A 21,083-nucleotide genomic window follows, 5' to 3' on the forward strand; every position below is an offset into this window, starting at 1 on the left:
CGCGCGAGCTTCCAAGTCGAGTTCGGCGCCCGCCCTCGAAATGTCGAGGGACACCGCATACGAAAGACAGGCGTGTTGATGGAGAGTTTGGTCTTATTCCTGCCGTTCCTGCTCATCATGGGCGGCTTCATGTATTTCGCTTCGCGGCGCCAGCGGCGCGCCATGCACGCCACCATCGACCTGCACGAGTCGCTGGAGCCGGGGGATCGGGTCCACACCACGTCCGGGCTGGAAGCCACCGTCGTGGGCATCACCGACGACACCGTCGACCTCGAGATCGCTCCTGGCGTGGTGACCACGTGGATGAAGCTGGCAATCCGCGACCGGATCCTGCCGGACACCGATGAGGACCTGGGCGACGACACCCACGAGGACCGGGACGAGGAACCGGCCCACCCGGACGACGACGAGCAGGTGCCGGCCGGCGACGAGAGCCCCGCGTCCAAGGAGTCCTGAGGATTTCCGGCCGGATTCCCGACCGGACTGCTGACCAGACCCACAAGCCCGCATGCGCGACGTGCCCCGTCGCGCCACGTAGGCTCTGTTGGGGGTAAGAACCGACTTTCAAGGAGACATACGGAACGTGGCATCGTCTTCGGCGCCGGTGCATCCTGCCCGCTACCTGTCCGTGTTCCTGGTGCTACTCATCGGCCTTTACCTGCTGGTGTTCCTCACCGGCGACAAGAAGGCCGCCCCGAAACTGGGTATCGACCTACAGGGCGGCACCCGGGTCACGTTGACCGCGCGTACACCCGACGGCACGGCGCCGAGTCGGGAGGCGTTGAACCAGGCTCAGCAGATCATCAGCGCGCGGGTCAACGGTCTTGGCGTGTCGGGCTCCGAGGTCGTCGTCGACGGCGACAACCTGGTCATCACGGTGCCGGGAAACGACGGCAACGAGGCCCGCAACCTCGGCCAGACCGCCCGGCTCTACATCCGCCCGGTACTCAACTCGATGCCGGCGCAGCCCGCTCAGGAAGAGCCCAAGCCCCAGCAGCCCGCGGGAACCCCGCCACCCGGCCAGCCCGGAGCGCCGGCCGCGCCGCCAGCGGGGGCCCCGGCCGCGCCGCCAGCGGGGGCCCCGGCGCAACCGCGGCCTTACCCTCAGGAGCCGCCGCCGTCACCTACTCCCGCCCCCGGTCCGAGCGGCAGCCCCGCTCCGCCGACCGCCGGCGGGGCGCCGCCCGCCGACCTGCCGCCCGGTGAGCAGCCGGCATCCCCGGATCCGCGCAAGGACCTGGCCGAGCGCATCGCGCAGGAGAAGAAGTGGCGGCAGAGCACCAGCCCCTACATCCAGATGGTCGCCCTGCAATTCGAGGCCACTCGCTGCGACAAAGAGGACATCCTGGCCGGCAACGACGACCCCAAGCTGCCGCTGGTGACGTGCTCGACCGACCACAAGACCGCTTACCTGCTGGAGCCGTCGATCATCAGTGGCGACCAAATTCAAGACGCCACCTTCGGGATGGACCAGCGAGGTGTCGGCTACGTCGTCGATCTGCAATTCAAGAGTGGAGCGGCTGACGAGTGGGCCCGCTACACCGCGGCCCACCTGGGCAAACAGACCGCCTTCACCCTGGACTCGCAGGTCGTCAGCGCGCCGCAGATTCTCGAGCCGATACCCGGCGGCCGGACCCAGATCAGCGGGGGAGACCCGCCGTTCACCGCGGCAACCGCGCGCCAGCTCGCCAACGTCCTGAAATACGGGTCGCTGCCGCTGTCCTTCGAATCCTCGGAGGCCCAAACCGTTTCGGCGACACTGGGTTTGACGTCGCTGCGAGCAGGCCTGATCGCCGGCGGGATCGGTCTGGCACTGGTGCTGGTCTATTCGCTGCTGTACTACCGGGTGCTGGGCCTGCTGACGGCGCTATCGCTGGTCGCTTCCGGCGCAATGGTTTTCGCGATCCTGGTGCTGCTCGGCCGCTATATCAACTACACCCTTGACCTGGCGGGTATCGCGGGCCTGATCATCGGTATCGGTACCACCGCCGACTCGTTCGTGGTGTTCTTCGAACGCATCAAGGACGAGATCCGCGAAGGCCGTTCGTTCCGATCGGCGGTGCCGCGCGGTTGGGCCCGGGCCCGCAAGACGATCGTGTCGGGCAACGCGGTCACCTTCCTGGCCGCCGCCGTGCTGTACTTCTTGGCGATCGGACAGGTGAAGGGATTCGCATTCACCTTGGGTCTCACCACGATCCTGGACCTGGTGGTGGTGTTCCTGATGACCTGGCCGCTGGTGTACCTGGCCTCCAAGTCTTCGACGCTGGCCAAGCCGGCATACAACGGACTGGGAGCGGTGCAGCAGGTCGCGCGCGAGCGCCGGGCTCAAGCGGGTGCCGCCAAGACGGGACGGGGATAACGCCATGACGTCCAAGACCAAGACCAAGACCAAAACCGAAACCGACACCGGCGACGCGGCCCAAGGTGCGGTAGAGCTCAGCGGCTCCGACCCCGGCCGGGCCACCGGCGGGGTGCAGCACAGCTTTTTGTCCCGGCTCTACACCGGCACGGGTGCGTTCGAGGTGGTGGGACGCCGCAAGCTCTGGTATGGCGTCAGCGGTGCGATTGTCGCGATCGCGATCCTGAGCATCATCGTGCGCGGGTTCACTTTCGGGATCGATTTCAAGGGCGGCACGACGGTGTCGTTCCCCCGCGGCGACGTGAAAGTGACCGAGGTCGAAGAGGTGTTCCACAAGACCTTGGGCAGCGATCCCGAATCGGTGGTGACCGTCGGCAAGGGAGCCTCGGCGACGGTACAGATCCGCTCCAAGACATTGTCCAACGCCCAGACGGAAAAGCTGCGCGACGCCCTGTTCGACGCCTTCCACCCCCAAGGCGCCGACGGCAAACCCAGCAAGAAGGCCATCAGCGATGCGGCGGTATCGGAGACCTGGGGCGACCAGATCACCAAGAAGGCGGTGATTGCGCTGGTGGTGTTCCTGGTGCTGGTCGCCATCTACATCACCGTGCGCTACGAGCGGTACATGACCATCTCCGCCATTGCGGCCATGGTCTTCGACCTGACCGTCACCGCCGGCGTCTATGCGCTGGTGGGCTTCGAAGTCACCCCGGCGACCGTCATCGGGCTGCTGACGATTCTCGGGTTCTCGATCTATGACACCGTCATCGTGTTCGACAAGGTCGAAGAAAACACCAACGGCTTCCAGCACACCACCCGGCGCACCTTCGCCGAGCAGGCCAACCTGGCGGTCAACCAGACCTTCATGCGCTCGATCAACACCAGCCTGATCTCGGTGTTGCCGGTGGTGGCGCTCATGGTGGTGGCGGTGTGGCTGCTCGGTGTAGGCACGCTGAAGGACCTGGCACTGGTACAGCTGATCGGCATCGTCGTCGGGACCTACTCGTCGATCTTCTTCGCAACGCCGCTGCTGGTCACCTTGCGGGAACGCACCGACCTGGTACGCACCCATACGCGCCGGGTGCTCAAACGCCGCGGTGCCGCCTCGCCGGCGGCTGCCGAGCAAGGCGAGGACGCCGCCGCAGAACTGACGGAATCCACCGCTGCCGAGGCGTCGCCACAGACATCCGACCATCCACAGAAGGCGGACAGCAAGCCGGCGGCATCGACCAAGCCGGCACCGGGCGCCCGGCCGGTGCGGCCCACCGCCACCAAGCAACGTCCGACCGGCAAGCGAAACGCCGGTCGGCGGTAGGAGTCATGGCCACCTGGCGCCGCCGCGGCGGAGGCAATTTCGGCCAGTGGTCCGGATTGCGGAAACCTTTGCGCGGCAACGCCGTCGGGATGGTAGCCGGCACCGCTGCGACGGTGGCGGTGGCCGCCACACTGACCGCCTGTTCGGGGAGTGCCGCCGGTCAGATCGATTACGTCGTCGACGGGGCGCTGCCGACTTACAACACCAACACCGTCATCGGCGCCGGCTCGGCCGGGGCGCAGGCGTTTGCCCGGGTGCTCACCGGCTTCGGCTATCACGGGCCCGACGGTCAGGTGGTCGCCGACCACGACTTCGGCACCATCTCGGTGGTGGGCGGCTCGCCGCTGGTGCTCGACTATCAGATCGCCGACAACGCCGTCTATTCCGACGGTAAGCCGGTGACCTGCGACGACCTGGTACTGAGCTGGGCCGCCCAATCCGGGCGCTTTCCCGGCTTCGACGCTGCCACGCAGGCCGGCTATATCGACATCGCCAATATCGAGTGCACGCCGGGACAAAAGAAGGCCCGGGTGTCGTTCATCCCGGATCGCGGGGTCGTCGACTACGCCCAGCTGTTCGGCGCGACATCGCTGATGCCGTCGCACGTGATCGCCGAGCAGCTCAACGTCGATGTCACCGCGGCGCTGCTCACCAACAAGGTGCCGGTGGTGGAACAGATTGCGCGACTGTGGAATACGACGTGGGACCTCAAGCGTGGCCTCAAACCCGACGAGATTTCGAAGCACTTCCCGTCATCAGGCCCGTACAAGATCGAATCCGTCCTCGATGGTGGCGCGGTGGTGCTTGTCACCAATGACCGTTGGTGGGGCGCCAAGGCGATCACCAAGCGGGTCACCGTCTGGCCGCAGGGAGCCGATATCCAGGATCGGGTCAACAGCCGCAACGTCGACGTGGTGGACGTGGCGGCCGGATCGTCAGGGGCACTGGCCACTCCGGACAACTATCAGCGCATCGATTCGCCGTCCGACGGGATAGAACAGCTGATCTTCGCGCCGCGGGGGCCGCTGGCCGACGTCCGCGCGCGCCGCGCCGTCGCCCTGTGTACGCCGCGCGAGGCGATCGCCCGGGATGCCGGGGTTGCGATCGCCAACTCGCGTCTGTCCCCGGCCACCGAGGATGCCGTCGCCGAGGCCGACGGCGCGGCCGAGGCTAGTCAGTTCATCAAGGGTGATCCCGCCGCCGCCCGCGACGCGCTGGGGGGCTTGCCACTGTCGGTGCGGATCGGTTACCGCGGGCCTAATGCGCGGTTGGCGGCCGTCGTCGGGGCGATCGCCAAGTCCTGCGCGCCGGCCGGGATCGCCGTTGCTGATGTGACGTTGGACACGTCGGGTCCACAGGCCCTGCGGGACGGGAAAATCGATGTGCTGCTGGCCAGCACGGGTGGGGCAACCGGCAGCGGGTCCACCGGATCGTCGGCGATGGACGCCTATGACCTGCACAGCGGCAACGGAAACAACCTGTCGGGCTACGCCAATCCCCAGATCGACAACATCATCGGGGCGCTGGCGGTTTCCGCCGACCCCGCCGAGCGTGTCAGGTTGCTCGCCGAGGCGGCACCGGTACTCTGGAATGAGATTCCAACGTTGCCGTTGTGCAGGCAGCAGCGCACGTTGTTGATGTCGAAAAAGATGTATGCCGTGAGCAGAAATCCGACCCGCTGGGGTGCGGGCTGGAATATGGACCGATGGGCGTTGATGCAGTGATGACTGTCAGGGGGAGCGCCCCCGTCGCCGACGTGATTGCGTCGCTGACCCGCGATGTCGCGGATTTCCCGACGCCCGGAATCCAGTTCAAAGACCTCACCGCGCTGTTCGCGGACCGCGAGGCGATGGCCGCGGTGATCGACGCGCTGGCTGACGTGGCCTCCGGTGCGGATTTGGTCGCCGGCATCGAATCGCGTGGTTCTTTGGTCGCGGCGGCCCTCGCCGCGCGGCTGGGTACCGGCGTGCTGTCGATCCGCAAGAGCGGCAAGCTGCCGCCGCCGGTGCTGACCGAGGAGTACGACCGGGAATACGGCGCGGCCAGCATGGAGATTCCCGCCGACAGCCTGGAGTTGCGTGCCCGCAACGTCGTGATCATCGACGACGTGCTGGCCACGGGCGGAACCCTCAGCGCGGCAACGCGATTGCTGGGACGCACCGGCGCGAACGTGACCGGGGTGGCCGTGGTCGTCGAACTCACGGCGCTGGGAGGGCGTGCGGCGATCGCGCCGTTGCCGGTGCACAGCTTGAGCCAGGCCTAGCACATGGTGGAACACTGCGCCTGCCCGGACCAAAGCAACGATTTCGGGGTGTCGACGTCGCGCCAGCGGGTGTGCCCGGCCTCAATGAGCTTGTAGGCCGTCGCCAGCCCAGCCGCGCGTGAGCCGACCCGTTGGTGACTTTGGTCCTCAACGTACGGCGCGAGTAGCCAATGTCGCGAAACCCGTTGGCCGCCAACGACATCGCCGCGCGCGGGCCGGCCATCCACCTTCGGGGGCGGGTGGTTAGGTGGGCATCTTCAGCGGCCGGTGTCGGGAGCAGGGTCATGGGAGGTTTCGAACTGGCAGCCGCCGTGCCGAGTGAACGGATAGGTCAACTGGGCACGGTAGCCAGTCGGGTAGTTGGGTTTGGCGGCCATGCCGAGTTGAGTGCTGTCGAATCGGCGATCAGGATCGAAGGAGAAAGTCCGCAGCATGTGGTCCCAGATCAACGTGAACAGGCCGAAGTTGACGTCGCCGATACCGGCCCATTTGAGGTGGTGGAAGCGGTGTCCTTCGTTGAGGGCCAGGATGTATTTGGCTGGACCGACGCGGTAATCGGCGTTGGAATGTTGCAGCAGCAGCTGGATAGTGGTTGCGGTGGCCAGGGCGGCGGCGACATCGACCGGCAGACCAACGAGGATCAACGGTGCCACCCCGGCGGTCATCTCGACGGTCTGGTGCAGCGGATGTTTCATCAGCCCATTGAGGCCGTAGAACCGGGTGACACTGTGATGCACCGCATGGAATCGCCACAGGTAGCCAATCTTATGGCTGGCCAGATGCACGAGGGTGATGCCCAGGTCGGCTGCCAAAATCGCGATGAGGACCTGCACCACGAATGGCAAGCCTGACGGCCAAATCCCGGGCGCCGGTACGACCGCAGCCAGTAACGGGATCGCAGCGACACTGAGCAGGATCAGCGTCTCGTTGACGAAGGCATGGAGGCGGTCGCGGTAACTGTCGTCGCGGTCCTGGTTCCACTGCTGGTGGTAGGGAAGCAGCCGCTCGGCGACAAACGATGTGCCGATCGCGGCCGCCAGCACCAGCAGCAGCGACCACTTCGGCGACCCAATGTCCGCTAGCGCGATCGCAGCGCCGTTGAGACCGATCAGCATGAACGGCGGGTAGCCGTAGCGCACTACCGTCTGCGCCGCGGTGTTCAGTGGGGTGAAGTTGGCAGGCGTGGTTGTGGTCATGGGTCAACGGTGACCGACCAACACCCCGGGGCGCTTGAACGTTTCGGCTATCGATCGTCGATACTCACTTCGACGCTGCGGTGCAACGTCGACGGCGCAAGCCCGAACATCGCGCGGCAGGTGCGGCTCAGATGCGCGCTGTCGGCGAAGCCGGCGGAATGGGCCGCGGCGGTCAAGTCATTACCGGCGGCCACGGCCCGCAGCGCGGTGATCAGCCGCAGCCACAACACATAGCGACGCATCGGCAACCCGGTCTGCGCAGTGAACAAGTGAGTCAGCCGACCCGCAGACAAACCCACCCGAGCTGCCAGATCCCGAGTCCGCACCGGTCCGTCGCCCAGCATCGCCTGGGCGTGTGCCGCAGCAGCGACCACGGCCGGATGGCGCGGCGCCGATGAGCCGATCGGTCCGAGCGCCGCGATCACGCGGTCGGTCAAAACACTGAATTCGGTGGCCAGATCCGCATCGGCAGCCACCGTAGGCTGCTCCCACGCCTTCCGCCCGAGCCGATCGGCTGCCGTCCCGGCCGGACTCTCCGGACCCAGGAAGACAACCACCCCCATCGCGGCGCCTGCCACGATGCGATGACCGGTGTTGGCGGGCAGCACCATTCGCGCTGCCCGGTGCTCGACTCCTCCATCATCGACCACCGTCAACTCGGTATCGGCGAGCAGCACCTGCACCGCGTGATGGGCATGCCTACCGGTCGGACCAATGGTGCCGCGGAACGCGAAGACACCGGGGCGCAACAGCGCAACGCCGGCCCACCGCGACTCCACCCGATCAGGATCCGCTGTTGCGCGACCCACTATGTCACCTCCGAGGACAACCCGAGGAGCGTTCATGGTCGGTATGCGACGTTAGTCATCGACTGTTTGTCGACGAATGGGGCACGGATATCTACGCGGCCACTGCGGCCCAGGCGCCGACTCATTTCACCTCCGGACAGAACCGGTTGAGACCTATCGGGTGGTTCAGGCGGAGCAGGCTTACTACACGGTCAATCGTGTGTGTGAATGCGGGTGCGCTCGAACAGTCACGCATGGCGCAACACATGCAATGGCGCCTTCTTGTCGGTCTTTCCGGTGACAGTGGCTGACCTAAACGATGACGTCGATGGCTCGTGCCTGCGACCATAGCGTTGTCAGTGAGCAACCGGGCCAGCCGGGAGCTTTGCGTATCGCGGCAGGAATCGGCTCCTCGAACGGTATTCGCGCAACGGTTCTTTCGGATCTTTTCAATGGACCTGGTCACCACTTCGATCCGGTGTTCGCTGACGAGACGCACCGATGTACCACCGGCTGTAGTGACAATCGGCTGACCGACCTTCATCTGATAAGGACGCCTAGTGGCACACCCAGTTGACGATCCACCCGCCGCCAAGATTGTTCATGGCGTCTTCTTCTGCCATGCGGCGCGAATAACCGCTTCCTCCATGGTAATTGGCGCCATTATAGGCGACCGCACCGCAGAGATTGAAGGTGGTGAGCACTTCGCAGCTTTCGAGGCCGCACTTTTCCAACGCGGCTTGCTGCGCTCGTTGCTTGGTTGGGTGCCCCCAGGATTTGCCCGAGGCGCCGGTCGGCGAATACGCGATCGCACCATAGTGGATAACCGGGGGGATAGGCATCTCGGGTATCATGCCCATTTCAGATAACACATCTTTGTCGAGGTTTGCATCGACCTGAGGAAGCAGCGGAGTCAGCACGACGCCTATGCCAGCGGCAGCTCCCAGGGTGGCGATTGCAAGCGCGATCTTGTGTCGGGGTTTGGTTATCATTTCTGATCCCTTTCTACGGTTTTGCGATCATCGATGCCGAGTTGAGGTATGAAGTGGGTGCGTCGAAGGCTTACTCGGTCGGCGCCGCTTGCGGCTCGGCCTGACGATGCGCAGTGCTACGGGTGCGGCATGGTCGGCGCCGTCGTCATAGCAGGTTGCGGACCCATCGGTTGCCCCGGACACATTCCTTCGGGACCCATCATTTCGTCGCCGTGTCTCATCATCGGGCAGATGTTGTTAGCGCCGTCGCTGGAAATCCGTTGCTCGCCATAGTGACTGCGTGTGGACCAGCCCACGAAGAGTCCCGAGAAGAAGACCGAGGCAATGACGAACACGACACCCGCGATGATGCCCAACGCAAGCAATAGCTGATCCAGCCGATGAGGTCGATCAGACCGATCGTCGTTTGTAGGCGGCCCAGTAACGGTGGTCGGTTCGGTTCCGGGTTCCGATTCTTGCGGCATGTCCGGGATAATGCCACAGAGTACCCTACGGGGGTAGGGCAAAAGGGCCCTATTTTCGGATCGCCCTACGTTCCCCTTGGCCAGCCCCTGTTGGTTCGCGGACGCATGACTATTACCCGGGGGGGTAAACCAGACAGTTGAACAAGGCTGCTGCCATTGCGGCCACCGCTACGAGCGCACGAGTCGCGCGATTGCGGCGGAGGCTTCGGCGAGCCGTTCCTTGGCCTCGTCACCGCCCTCGGCGATCGCGCCGCTCACGCAGTAGCCAAGGTGTTCGTCGAGCAGGTTTAACGCCACTGACCTTAAGGCACTGCTGACAGCGCTGATCTGGGTGAGGATGTCGGTGCAGTACTTGTCCTCGTCGATCATCTTGGCGATGCCGCGGACTTGCCCTTCAATTCGGCGCAGCCGCTTGGCGTAGCTGTCCTTGTGTGCAACGTACCCATATGGTGGTGCTGTCACCTAGCCCTCCCGGCATCTGTTCCTGGAATCGAGTCTTAGCCTAATTGGCTGCCTCGTGACACTATTCTCGGAAACCACCAACGTGTGCGCATTCGTCATTGTTCCCGGTCGGGCACAGGCGAGTCGCGAGCCACTTGACATCAGTAATCGTCGGGTAGATCCACTCGAGACCGAAATAGTTGGGTCAGAATGCGCTCGGTGGGGCGGGCGCCAGCCCGTTGCCGGATAGACGGCCGCACGTCTTTGGGCCAGCGCTCAGTGCGGTACCCGCCGGATGTCGCGAGGACATTGTTCGATTCGGTGGCCACATTGGCCGCAGCGGTCTGGTTCTATGTGCAGCTGTTCCACCGCGGCCAACATCCAGCGAGCGAAGTGTGTGCCACGTATTTTGGGAACGACGATGTGGTCGGGCTACGAATCGGGGCCGGCGCAGTCGACTGGTAGTCGGCGCGCTCACCAGCGTTGTGGCGGTCATTGCTGCAGAAGCGCACTATTCGGCGAGCGGAATTTCTACACCGACCACCGCGATTCACATCAAGGTGGACGGGATGGGATCAGTGCTGGGCGCCGGATGGAGGCTCACGAACTCTCGGGTGTAGAGCTGCCCGGATATTGTCACGTTCTGGCGCTTCAGGTTTAGGTTTAGGTCGTGTAGTTGAGTGTGGTCATCATGCCCGCTTCTTGGTGGTAGGTGTTGTGGCAGTGCAGCACCCAGATTCCGGGGTTGTCTGCGGCCAGGATGGCGGTCAATTTCTGGTGAGGCAAGACGGCCAGGGTGTCTTTGCGCGGGCCTGGGGTGCCGTCGGTTTTGATCACCTGAAAAGTGTGTCCGTGCAGGTGCATTGGATGCCACATCATCGTGGTGTTGTCGAATGTCAGCATGGCCCATTGGCCTTGGCGTATGCCCAGCGGGTTGGTTTTGCTGTACGGCTGACCGTTGATCATCCAGTCGTATTTTTTCATGTCGCCGTTGAGCACGACTGGGAGATTGACGTCGGCCTTGACCGGACCCAAGTCGACTTCGGCTGCGGCGGTGAATGTTTCGACGGTGCCGACGCGTTTGTTGAGTTCGGCCGGCTGAAAACTGGGCTCGGGTGCGCTGCCGGTGCCGGTAGAAAGAAGTGCGCGTGCCAGCGCGTTTTTGCCTTCAGCGAGTGCTACCAGAGGAAAGATTCCGTCGGCTGCGGTGACGATGACGTCGTAGCGTTCGGCCATGCCGATCAGCAGGGCGTCGACCTCAGTGGGAACGATCGGATAGCCGTCGGTATGCGTCACCGTCATCGCATGCCCGGCCAGCGCGACGCGAAACGCCGTGTCGGAGCCGGCGTTGATGAACCGAATCCGGATTCGTTGTCCCGGTTTGGCGTCAAACGTGGTGGGAGCGGCGGGAATGCGCCCATTCACCAGGTAGTACGGGTAGGAGATGTCGCCGGCGTCGCCGCCGAGCAGGTCGCTGGTTCCGACGCCGCCCATCTGCATGCCGGGCATGTCGCCCATGCCGGGCGTGCTGGTCATGCCGGGTCTGGGCTGGCGGGTCAGGTCCTCGTAAAGCTGGCTCGGCGTCTTGCCGATGCCATCGGTCCAGTCGTCGAGCACCACGATCCATTCCGCGTCGTAACGCGCCGGCTCACGAGGGTCATCGATGATGACCGGCAGGTACAGGCCGTAGTCGGCGTCCAGGCCGACGTGGGGATGTGCCCAATAGGTGCCCGAATAGGGTACGGAAAAGCGGTAGGTGAACTCGCGGCCGGGCTCGATGTTGGGGGTGGCGGGTTCGACGCCGTCCATGTCGTTGCGCAGGGCGACGCCGTGCCAATGGACCGAAGTAGGGCCATTGAGCCGGTTGGCGACTGTCACCGCGAGCTCGTCGCCGACGTTGGCGCGGATGGGTGGGGCCGGGATGGTATTGCCATAAGCCTGCGTGCGGGCGGTGATGCCACCCAGATCGACGGTGGTGGGCTGTGGTGTCAACGACGCGGCCACGGTGCGCCCGCTGCGGGGCCGGGCCGCCTCGACGCCAGCGATTGCGGCCGCCAACGCTGTGTTACTACTACGAGGTGGGGCCGCACGCCGGGCGCAGGCGGTCAGCGCCAATCCGCCAGCGACGCTGGCGGCCATGAACTCTCGTCTGCTCAGCCGGTTCCGGTCAAGGCTTGCTCGGGCCATCGGTGCTCCATTCAGTTCGTGGGTTGGTAGTGCCCTTCTTGAGAACCCGTTGCTTCGTGCGCTAGCCATATTCGGCATTGCGGCGGAGGTGCTGAGGGGCATACCCCCGCTGGGTAAAGTTTAGTCTTTACCTGTAGGGGGTATGTTGGCGCAAGCGGTCGGGGCGGTATTGGAGAAGATACTGAGAGCTAGGGGGCTTGCGATGGGACTGACCGGCAGGATGCCGACTGGTCATCAGCACAGACGCAGCATGGGGTGGGTGCTCAGCTACCCGTACACCTATGAACTGGTGGCCGAATTCTGGTTCCGGGGCCGGCGTGCCCGCGTCTGGGATCGGCTTGTGGGATTATCGGGCGCTGCGGCCGGTGAGCGTGTGCTCGACGTCGGTTGTGGCACAGGATATTTCGCTCGGCGGATCGCTGGGGCGGTGGGGTCGGGAGGGTCGGTGGTGGGGATCGACCCGTCGCAGTCGATGCTGGATTATGCCAGGCGCCACGCGCCGGCCAATTGCACGTTTGTGGCCGCCGGCGCCGAAGATTTGCCCTTGCCCGACCAGTCGTTCGATTTGGTGGTGTCTAGTTTGTCGTTTCATCACTTTCCTGTTGAGCGGCGTGCCGATGCGGTGTTTGAGATGTTTAGGGTGCTGCGACCAGGCGGGCGGCTGTTTGTCGCCGATCTTCGTCCTTCCGCCGGTGGGGCTTTGCATCGAATCGTTTCGGTGTTCAGCGCTCACGCCAAAGAACGGGAGGTTATCGGTCAGCTCGGTGATTTGGTTACCGACGCCGGGTTCTCCATCACCAGTTCCGGGGAGGTGTCCCGGCTGCACTACATCGCTGCACGCCGGCCCGACGTGGGTGAGTCCGGTGATAGATCCGCATGGGCCCATGTGGCGGAGGGGTTGGATCGATGACCACAAACCTGCCCGTTTACTCATACGGGGATAGGGTATATACTTTCACTGTGCGGGTCCGACACATAGCACATCAGCTCTGGGTAGCGAGCGCGGTGAGCTGCGACTTTTCTCGCTCCGATGGGCTGAGCAAGCGTTGGACGCATCCCGCAGAAGTCCGCCACCGCCCGCGCGGCCTGCGCCCGCACCGGCGTCTATCGGGGGCGTCATGAGCCTAGTCGGCGCGGCGGGACTGTCGCGGCCGAAGTACGCGGTTGCCGCGGCCGCTGCGGTGTGGATGGCGCTGTGGGTGGTTATCATCGGCGCGCATAACAGCGCACATGGCGGGTTGTTGCATTCAGAGCCGCCCGCATCTCATCCACCGCATGCATTGATCAGCACGGTGGGTGCTGAATATGCCGTCAACGTCGATCATCCGCACGTCGGCAAGGGCTCGTCGACGGCACACCATGAGCAATTCATGACAGCCGTGTTGCCGCGGTCGGCGAGCACCTTGGTGGCACTCGGTGTGATGGCGGCACTGGTGGCGGCTGCGGGTTGGCTGATCCCCCGTGTGGTGCTGGCAGGGCGGGGGCCGCCCACGTCGGCCGGTGTGGGTTTCGCCGGTCAAGAACTTCTGACGCGTTTTTGCTTGTCTCGTCGCTGACTGGTCAGCGTCAGGTCGTTGTGCCCTGTGCCGACGGCCGGTGACCGCTGACCCATGTCAATTGCCGCGTTCGCGGCGCACATGAAAGCGACGATCACATGACTGACGTTGTATCCATTGAGAACGACTTCCACCACCTTCTTGCCCTCAAGACTTTTCAACCGCGCGACGGTGGACCATGCAGGTCCGCCGGTAGGTATCGGCGGCCAGGCGCCTTGGTGGGTCACACTCCGCTGCTACGGGTTTCAGCACCGTTTGGCCCTACCGATCGGGGTTTCTGGGCCAAGCTGGAAGGCCACAACCCCGGCGGCAGCATGAAAGACCGTCCCGCCATGCATATGGTCGAGATGGCTCGGGCCCGCGGTGCATTGCCGCCAGGGGGCCGGATCGTGGAGTCCACCAGCGGCAGCCTGGGATTGGGGCTGGCGCTAGCGGGCCAGGCGTATAAGCATCCGGTCACGGTTGTCACCGATACCGGCATGGAACCGATCGTGCGGCAGCTGCTGGCCGCCTACGGCGCCGACGTGGACCTGGTCACCGAACCGCACCCGGTCGGCGGGTGGCAGCAGGCCCGCAAAGACCGGGTCGCGCAGTTGTTGGCCGCCGAGCCCGATGCGTGGAATCCCGATCAGTACAACAACCCTGACAACGTTGCCGGTTACCAATCGCTGGCGTTGGAGCTGCGCGACCAGCTCGGCGACATCGATGTGCTGGTGTGCTCGGTGGGCACCGGTGGGCATTCGGCGGGGGTGGCTCGAGTGTTGCGCCAGTTCAACCCGCAGCTGAAACTGATCGGGGTCGACACCATCGGGTCTACGATCTTCGGTCAGCCCGCCGCCAGCAGGTTGATGCGCGGGCTGGGCTCGAGCATCTACCCGGGCAACATCGACTACGACGCGTTCGATGAGGTGCATTGGGTAGCTCCCGCCGAGGCCGTGTGGGCGTGCCGCACCCTGGCAGCCACCCACTTCACCAGCGGCGGATGGAGCGTGGGGGCGGTGGCGCTGGTCGCCGGCTGGGCTGCCCGCAACTTCCCGCGCCATACCACCATCGCCGCGATATTTCCTGACGGGCCCCAGCGTTACTTCGACACCATCTACAACGACGACTACTGCCGCCAGCACCGCCTACTGGACTGGCAACCCACGCTGGAACCGGCCGTCATCGCCCACCCCGGCGAGAAGGTGGTGGAGTCCTGGACGCGGTGCACCACCGTCGTCAACCCGGCGTTGGTGCTGCGATGACGGATTTCGTCGCGCGCTTCCGCGGTTTCGACGGGCCCAGCCAGGTGCTGATGGTCAACCAGTTCGGTATCAACATGGGCTTTTACATGCTGATGCCATATCTGGCGGGCTACCTGGCTGGCCCGCTCGGGCTGGCGACCTGGGCGGTCGGGCTGGTGCTGGGGGTGCGCAACTTCTCCCAGCAGGGCATGTTCATCGTGGGCGGCACGCTGGCCGACCGCCTGGGCTATAAGCCCTTGATCGTGGCCGGCTGCCTGCTGCGCACGGGCGGATTCACGCTGCTGGCGCTGGCCCAGTCCTTGCCGGCCATGATGATTGCCGCGGCGGCCACCGGGTTCGCCGGCGCGTTGTTCAACCCGGCGGTGCGCGCCTACCTGGCCGCCGACGCCGGTCCACGTCGCGTCGAGGCGTTTGCCATGTTCAACATCTTTTATCAGGCCGGGATCTTGTTAGGGCCTGTGGTGGGACTTGCCTTGGCTGCCATCGACTTTCGGGTAACCGCAGCAGGCGCCGCGCTCGTGTTCGCGATGCTGACCGTGGCGCAATTGATTGCGTTACCACAGCACGCGGCGGTCCCGGTCACCGACAAGGCGTCGATTCTGGACAACTGGCGGGTTGTCCTCGGAAATCGGTCGTTCCTGTTGTTCGCGGCGGCGATGATCGGCTCCTATGTGCTGACCTTCCAGGTCTATCTGGCGCTACCTTTGCAGGCGTCGATGCTGACACCGCGCTTGCAAAGCTGGCTTGTGGCAGCGGTGTTTGTGGTGACAGGCGTGGTCGCGGTCGCCGGACAACTGCGCATCACCCGGTGGTTCGCCGCGAGGTGGGGTCCCCGACGCAGTCTGGCGGTCGGGCTGACCATTCTCGCGGTGTCGTTTGTGCCACTGATCATGGTGCCGGACGGCCAGCGTCTGGGAACGCCGGCTGCAGTGGGGGCGCTGCTGGTCTCGGCGGCCCTACTTGCGGTCGGTTCGGCCGCGGTGTTCCCGTTCGAGATGGACACCGTCGTCACGTTGGCCAGCGACCGGCTGGTCGCCACCCACTACGGGTTCTACAACACCATCGTCGGGGTCGGAATCCTCATCGGCAACCTAGCGACCGGAGCGTTATTCGATGCGACGCACCGCATGGGCGCCGGTGAACTCCTTTGGGCAGCACTGATACTCGTCGGCATTATCGCCGCTCTGGCCCTGAACCATCTCGACCCCGGCCGCCCCCGGCCGCCCGTATCTTCTCGTGCGGGGGCTGAATTGTCTTCCGCTAAAAGAAGTCTGGTGAGGAGTAGTTAGGAGCAGGTCATGTCGTTTGTGACCACGCAGCCGGAGGCATTGGCGGCCGCGGCGAGCGATTTGCGGGGGATCGGTTCTGCGGTGAGCGCAGCGAATGCGGTTGGGGCTGCCGCTACGACCGGGCTGGCCCCCGCCGCCGCCGACGAGGTATCGGCGTTGACGGCGGCACAATTTGCCGCGCACGCCCAGTTGTATCAGGTCGTCAGCGGTCAAGCCGCGGCGATTCACGACAGCTTCGTAGCCACCCTCAGTATCAGCGCCGGTTCGTATGCGGCCACCGAGGCCGCCAACGCGGCCGCGGCCGGCTAAGTAAATGGGAGGTGATGGCGATGGATTTCGCGATGCTGCCGCCCGAGGTCAACTCGACGAGGATGTATGCAGGCCCGGGCTCGGCGCCGATGTTGGTTGCCGCAGCAACCTGGGATGGGCTGGCCGAACAGTTGTATTCGGCGTCGGCCTCCTACTCGTCGGTGGTCTCGGGGCTGACCAGCGGACCGTGGCTGGGTCCAGCGTCGGCGTCGATGGCGGCCGCGGTGGCACCCTATGTGGTCTGGATGACAACCACCGCCAGCCTGGCTGAGCAGACCGCCAACCAGGCTCGGGCTGCCGCGGCCGCCTTCGAGGCCGCCTTTGCGATGACGGTGCCACCGCCGCTGATCGCTGCCAATCGCAGCCTGCTGATGGCGCTGATCGCGACCAACATCTTCGGGCAGAACACCCCCGCGATCGCGGCCACCGAGGCCCTCTACGACGAGATGTGGGCACAGGATGCGGCCGCCATGTATGGCTACGCCGGCGGCTCGGCGGCCGCGACGGCCCTGGTGCCGTTTAGCCCGCCTCCGCAGACGGCAAACCCCGCTGGGCAAGTCGGCCAGGCCGCCGCCGTCGCCCAAGCCGCCGCCGCGTCGGGTGCCAGCGATACCCAGGTCGTGCTGACGCAGCTGACCGCCGCCGTACCGCAAGCGCTGCAAGGCCTCGCGTCGGGGGCGTCCTCGCCGTTGACGTCGGCCACGTCCACGATGAGTTCACTGAATCCGGCGATGTCGTTTGTCAGTTCAGTCGGGTGGATTATGAGTGCGGGCCTATCGAATGCCAACCAGCTCAAGTCTCTGGTTCCCACAACGGCCAGCGCCGTCAGCAGTGAACTGCCGGCCCTGGCGACCGGTCTTGGTTCCGGGGCTAACCTTGCGGCTCCGACGGGTCTCAGCCTCGTGGGAGCCGGCGAGGCGTCCGCGGCCGTGGGCCGAGCAGGCACGATCGGGGCGCTGTCGGTGCCGCAGAGCTGGGCCACGGCGACCGAAGTTGTAAGCCCGGCCGCTTCGGCTGGGCAAGGCCTCGGCCAGGGGGCCCTCTCGGCAGCGGGCGCGGATGGGCCGGGCGGCCTGTTTGGTGCTCCGCTGGCCACGGTGGCCGGGCGAAACGAGGGCAGCACTGCCGGCGCCACCCCTCGCTTCGATATGCGTCCCACGGTAATGCCACGCTCACCGATCGGCGGATAGGGCAAGGGCGTCCTGACCGCCGATCAGGCCGCGAATCCACAGGTGTTTTGTGGTGGGCCCATCAGGGTACGGCAAGGTCAAGCGGAAAACCGAACACCTGGCGAGTGAGAGAGAGATCATTGCCGCGTAGGACCACCGTTGGTGGCGCCCTTTAGGCGATGCGAGTTCGGTGTTGAATCCGCGGATAGTCTGGCGGCCATGGAGAGGAGCGCGGCTATGTTTGCAGGGGTTGCCTGGACGCTACTGGTCGCCGTGGCAGGCATCGTGGGCCTCTACGGCCTGCACCGGCTGGTGGCCGTCAGCTCGAACGCCTTGACATCGCTTCCCTTCCAGTCGGGGTGGTGGCCCGAGGAACATGCACTGTCGCGGTATCACGTGCGCTGGTATCTGGCGACGCTGGTCTTTCTGGCTTTCGACGTCGAGATGCTCTTTATGTACCCGTGGGCGGTGGTAGTTGCGCGGATGGGCGTTACCGCGGTCATCGAGATGTTCGCATTCCTGGCTGCGCTGTTGGTCGCGGTCGCGTGGGCGTGGCGGGAGGGTGTGCTGCGATGGGCATGACCGAGGCGTTGTCGCGGTATGCCCTGCGCCGCGTGCATGTCCTGACCGTGGAGGTGCCCGGAGAATGGGTGCTGCGCGCAGCGGTGGAGCAAGGTCTTGCTCACCGGGGCTGGTGCGCCGCGGTGTCGCCGGCTGACGCCGATGTGTTGGCGGTGTGCGGTGTGCCGGGGGCGCAGTTGGCTGACGTCGTCGATCTGATCTGGGACCAGCTGCCCGGTCCGCGCGCGCGTATCGATGTCGGTGACATGCACGAGGTCGATGCGGCATTGCGGCGCGCGGCCGCGGCGTTACTCGATTGCGGCCGGCAACGAGAAGATGCCCGTAACCGCGCGGCCTCGCCCACTAAGCCCAATAAGGTTGCCGATCAGCACGAGGCTGACCACGGCGCCATGCACCACGACATGGACCACGGCGGCATGCACGACCATATGGGCCACGGCGACATGGACATGGCACCGGCCGGCATTGCTTTGGCCGAAGGTGGTGAAGACCGTGACGGGCTCGAGATGGATGTGCTGCATCTACGTTTGGGCCCGGTGCTGGCGCACTGGCCGGCGGGTTTGGTGTTGCGGTGCTCGTTGCAGGGCGACGTCATCGTCGACGCGGAACCATGGTGGGTCGACAGCGAGCATCGTCACGGCTGTGCGGTGAACCCGGTTCAGGACCGCGAATGCGCGGCCCGGCAATGCGATCACATCGAGGACCTGTTGGCACTGGCCGGGTGGTCGCGGGCGGCGGGCACGGCACGACAAACGCGGGACCTGTTGCTGGGCGGCTCGGATGCCGGCCAAGCGCAGGCGCAGCTCGACAAGCTCGACCGTGTCGTTCGCCGGTCCAGATTGCTGCGCTGGTCATTGCGCAATCTCGGGCCGTTGACTGCTGAGGATCTGAACCGTCGTCAGCTGCCCGTAGCGCTTTCGGGTGACACCTATGATCGGCTGCTCACCCGAATCGGCCAGACGCGCGAGCTGCTCAGTGAACCCTTGTCGGCCAACATATTTCGGTCCGACTTGACGCGTATCAGCGATATGCTGCCACATCTGGTGCGTGGTTTGGACATCGCCAGCGCGCGGCTGGTCATCGCCAGCCTGGGCATCGACAGCGGGGCCAGCGGCGAGAGCGGCGCTCATGGTTGAGCCGACCGTCACGGTGCCCGGCGTGTGGGCCGTCGGGGCGGCGGGGTTGCTGGCGGTATTGGCTCTCTATGCCGCCTGCCTCGACGGTGTGCTGACCGGCGGCGATGGTGCGCGTAGGGGCTCGGCGGCCATACCGCTGGTGGAGGTCGCGCGGCTGATGCGGCAGCGTAGGCGCACCCTTGTCGCGGCGGACAGGCTGCTGTGGCGAATAGGCGGCGCCGGACTGATCGTCGTGGCGTTGCTGATGGTTACCGTGGTGCCATTGGGGCGGTGGACGCTGTTCGACCTTGATGTCGGCGTCGCGTGGTTCAACGCGATGGACGTAATGGTGTGGGGGCTGGTGTGGCTGGCGGGGTGGGGCGCCAACTCCGCGTATGCACTGGTCGGCGGCTACCGATTTCTGGCCCACGGTCTAGGTTACGAATTGCTGCTGATGTTTGCGGTCGTGGCGCCGGCTGTCGCGGCTGGAAGCCTGCGGGTCGGCGACGTGGCCGCCGCGCAGAGCGGATTGTGGTATGCGGTGTGGATGCCGGTTGCGTTTGTCGTCTACAGCCTTGGGGTGGTGGCGTTTTCGTTGTGGGGGCCGTTTGCGCCGGCGCTGGGCGCCGACATCGTCGGTGGTGTGACGGCTGAGCTGTCGGGTGTGGACCGGTTGGTGTTCTTGGCCGGCCGGTATGCGCTGCTGGCCGCCGGGGCCGCGTTCGCCGTGCCGGTTTTTCTCGGCGGCGGGGCCGGGCCCTGGTTGCCGGGGTGGCTGTGGGTTCTTGCCAAAACCGTTGCGCTGCTGACGATTTTGGTGTGGCTGCGACGACAGATTCCGGCGTTTCGGCCCGAGAAGTTCATGGAGGTCGCTTGGGTGGTGCTGCTGCCGGCCGTCCTGGTCCAAGACCTCATCGTGGCTGTCATCGCAGTGTGGAGGAGCTGACTCATGATTGTGCACATCGTGTATTGGATTGCTGCGGTGATCTCCGTGCTGGCCGGCGCGGCGGTCTTCCGCGTTAATTCGATGGCGCGCGCCACCTATGCGCTGGCGGTATCGTTCGTTGCGGTGGGTGTCATCGTGTTGCTGCTGCAGCAGAACTACATCGGCGTGGTGACCATCTTGATGATGGTGATGGAGATGGCGGTGATGGCCGTCTACATGGTCATGTTCATGGGCATGAATCCGGCCCTGATGCCGATGAGCATGGTCCACGACAAACGCCGCGCCTTGGCTGCGGCCACCGGCATCTTCATTCTTCTGGCGTCGGGGATCCTGTTGGTCGATTGGCCGGCTCGGCGCGGTGCACCACCGCCCGATGTCACCGCGGCGCTGGGTGAGCAGTTGATGGGACCCAAGATGCTGGCCATGGCCGTAATCAGCCCGGTGATGGTTGCCACCATCGTGGCCGGAATTGTGTTGGCGGCCAAGCGCAGCCGTTATGACCGCTTCGGCGACGATCTCACGGCTCGACCGGCCCGCGACCCGCAGCCGGGAGGTGTTGGGTGATGACCCTCGACACGGTGCTGTTGGTGGCGGCGGCGCTGTTTGCCGTTGGGCTCTACGGTGCGCTGTCGCAGCAGGTCGTGGTGATGGTGATGATGGGCCTGGAGTTGATGATCAACGCGGTCATCCTTGCGGCGAGCGGCTTTTGGTGGTTTCTGGCACCAGCCCCAACCGGTCAGGTGCTGCTCCTGGTGATTATCGCCATGATGACGGTGGAGATGGCGATGGGATTCGCGGTTGCCACGCTGCTGCATCGCGAGCGCCGCACCGATATGACCGACATGGCCGCAGAGCTGTCGGGCTGACC

The 21,083-nt window shown here is 65.1% G+C and carries 21 protein-coding genes and 1 pseudogene; 16 read left to right on the plus strand and 6 right to left on the minus strand.

All coding sequences use genetic code 11. The features are described 5' to 3' along the window. Window positions 1–78 precede the first annotated feature (78 nt). The 5 genes from yajC (at window position 79) to EET10_RS11245 (ending at window position 5,937) form a co-directional block, all read left to right on the plus strand. Window positions 79–456 carry a preprotein translocase subunit YajC gene (gene yajC / locus EET10_RS11225; protein WP_051490402.1) on the plus strand — a complete coding sequence of 126 codons (378 nt, stop codon included), beginning with the start codon at window positions 79–81 and terminating at the stop codon, window positions 454–456. A gap of 127 nt (window positions 457–583) precedes the next feature. Further along, the gene (gene secD / locus EET10_RS11230; protein ID WP_099188263.1) at window positions 584–2,359 is read left to right on the plus strand and encodes a protein translocase subunit SecD; all 1,776 of its coding nucleotides are present in this window, start codon (window positions 584–586) and stop codon (window positions 2,357–2,359) included. A gap of 4 nt (window positions 2,360–2,363) precedes the next feature. Then, window positions 2,364–3,674: a protein translocase subunit SecF gene (gene secF / locus EET10_RS11235; protein ID WP_122502151.1), complete on the plus strand. Its 1,311-nt coding sequence runs from the start codon at window positions 2,364–2,366 to the stop codon at window positions 3,672–3,674. A gap of 89 nt (window positions 3,675–3,763) precedes the next feature. Continuing rightward, window positions 3,764–5,398: an ABC transporter substrate-binding protein gene (locus tag EET10_RS11240; protein WP_244601913.1), complete on the plus strand. Its 1,635-nt coding sequence runs from the start codon at window positions 3,764–3,766 to the stop codon at window positions 5,396–5,398. Next, the gene (locus EET10_RS11245; RefSeq protein ID WP_036401332.1) at window positions 5,398–5,937 is read left to right on the plus strand and encodes an adenine phosphoribosyltransferase; all 540 of its coding nucleotides are present in this window, start codon (window positions 5,398–5,400) and stop codon (window positions 5,935–5,937) included. Before EET10_RS11240 ends, EET10_RS11245 begins: the two co-directional genes overlap by 1 nt. Window positions 5,938–5,943: 6 nt before the next feature. Here the strand turns inward: EET10_RS11245 and EET10_RS11250 are convergent. The 6 genes and pseudogenes from EET10_RS11250 to EET10_RS11280 form a co-directional block, all read right to left on the minus strand. Then, window positions 5,944–6,088 (minus strand): annotated as a pseudogene (locus tag EET10_RS11250) (IS256 family transposase); the annotation flags it as partial. 106 nt (window positions 6,089–6,194) lie between these two features. Next, complete coding sequence (locus tag EET10_RS11255) at window positions 6,195–7,133, minus strand: sterol desaturase family protein (protein WP_051490401.1); 939 nt, start codon at window positions 7,131–7,133, stop codon at window positions 6,195–6,197. Window positions 7,134–7,180: 47 nt separating this feature from the next. Beyond that, the gene (locus EET10_RS11260; RefSeq protein WP_036401330.1) at window positions 7,181–7,942 is read right to left on the minus strand and encodes an AraC family transcriptional regulator; all 762 of its coding nucleotides are present in this window, start codon (window positions 7,940–7,942) and stop codon (window positions 7,181–7,183) included. A 536-nt stretch (window positions 7,943–8,478) separates the two neighbouring features. Next, window positions 8,479–8,913, minus strand: a complete 435-nt coding sequence (locus tag EET10_RS11265; protein WP_036401328.1) for a DUF4189 domain-containing protein — start codon at window positions 8,911–8,913, stop codon at window positions 8,479–8,481. A gap of 632 nt (window positions 8,914–9,545) precedes the next feature. Next, the gene (gene ricR, locus EET10_RS11275) at window positions 9,546–9,839 is read right to left on the minus strand and encodes a copper-sensing transcriptional repressor RicR (RefSeq protein ID WP_036401325.1); all 294 of its coding nucleotides are present in this window, start codon (window positions 9,837–9,839) and stop codon (window positions 9,546–9,548) included. A 642-nt stretch (window positions 9,840–10,481) separates the two neighbouring features. Further along, window positions 10,482–12,005 (minus strand): multicopper oxidase family protein, encoded by a 1,524-nt coding sequence (locus EET10_RS11280; protein WP_063467612.1) that lies wholly within the window; start codon window positions 12,003–12,005, stop codon window positions 10,482–10,484. A gap of 250 nt (window positions 12,006–12,255) precedes the next feature. On the opposite strand from EET10_RS11280, the gene EET10_RS11285 reads away from it, so the two are divergent. From EET10_RS11285 to EET10_RS11335, 11 genes are all read left to right on the plus strand, one after another. Then, window positions 12,256–12,915, plus strand: a complete 660-nt coding sequence (locus EET10_RS11285) for a class I SAM-dependent methyltransferase (RefSeq protein WP_246013630.1) — start codon at window positions 12,256–12,258, stop codon at window positions 12,913–12,915. Window positions 12,916–13,123: 208 nt separating this feature from the next. Beyond that, a complete protein-coding gene (lpqS, locus tag EET10_RS11290) occupies window positions 13,124–13,561 on the plus strand; it encodes a putative copper homeostasis (lipo)protein LpqS (RefSeq protein ID WP_081260653.1) in 438 nt (145 codons plus the stop codon). 98 nt (window positions 13,562–13,659) lie between these two features. Next, entirely contained in the window at window positions 13,660–14,805 is a 1,146-nt protein-coding gene (locus EET10_RS11295) for a PLP-dependent cysteine synthase family protein (RefSeq protein WP_063467611.1), read from the plus strand. After that, window positions 14,802–16,094, plus strand: a complete 1,293-nt coding sequence (locus tag EET10_RS11300) for an MFS transporter (RefSeq protein ID WP_063467610.1) — start codon at window positions 14,802–14,804, stop codon at window positions 16,092–16,094. The genes EET10_RS11295 and EET10_RS11300 overlap by 4 nt, the downstream gene beginning before the upstream one ends. 9 nt (window positions 16,095–16,103) lie before the next feature. After that, window positions 16,104–16,403, plus strand: coding sequence for a PE family protein (locus tag EET10_RS11305; RefSeq protein ID WP_036401320.1), 300 nt, complete (start codon window positions 16,104–16,106; stop codon window positions 16,401–16,403). Window positions 16,404–16,423: 20 nt separating this feature from the next. Further along, window positions 16,424–17,593, plus strand: coding sequence for a PPE family protein (locus EET10_RS11310; RefSeq protein WP_099188746.1), 1,170 nt, complete (start codon window positions 16,424–16,426; stop codon window positions 17,591–17,593). A 216-nt stretch (window positions 17,594–17,809) separates the two neighbouring features. Next, window positions 17,810–18,154, plus strand: coding sequence for an NADH-quinone oxidoreductase subunit A (locus EET10_RS11315; RefSeq protein ID WP_036401318.1), 345 nt, complete (start codon window positions 17,810–17,812; stop codon window positions 18,152–18,154). Next, entirely contained in the window at window positions 18,145–19,290 is a 1,146-nt protein-coding gene (locus EET10_RS30180) for a hypothetical protein (protein ID WP_063467609.1), read from the plus strand. Before EET10_RS11315 ends, EET10_RS30180 begins: the two co-directional genes overlap by 10 nt. Continuing rightward, window positions 19,283–20,215, plus strand: a complete 933-nt coding sequence (locus EET10_RS11325; protein WP_063467608.1) for a complex I subunit 1 family protein — start codon at window positions 19,283–19,285, stop codon at window positions 20,213–20,215. Before EET10_RS30180 ends, EET10_RS11325 begins: the two co-directional genes overlap by 8 nt. A 3-nt stretch (window positions 20,216–20,218) precedes the next feature. Beyond that, window positions 20,219–20,779, plus strand: a complete 561-nt coding sequence (locus EET10_RS11330; RefSeq protein ID WP_036401314.1) for an NADH-quinone oxidoreductase subunit J — start codon at window positions 20,219–20,221, stop codon at window positions 20,777–20,779. After that, on the plus strand, window positions 20,779–21,081 hold the full coding sequence (locus EET10_RS11335) for an NADH-quinone oxidoreductase subunit NuoK (RefSeq protein ID WP_036401312.1): 303 nt from the start codon (window positions 20,779–20,781) through the stop codon (window positions 21,079–21,081). The genes EET10_RS11330 and EET10_RS11335 overlap by 1 nt, the downstream gene beginning before the upstream one ends. Window positions 21,082–21,083 lie beyond the last annotated feature (2 nt).

This window comes from Mycobacterium pseudokansasii, assembly GCF_900566075.1.
GTDB lineage: Bacteria > Actinomycetota > Actinomycetes > Mycobacteriales > Mycobacteriaceae > Mycobacterium > Mycobacterium pseudokansasii.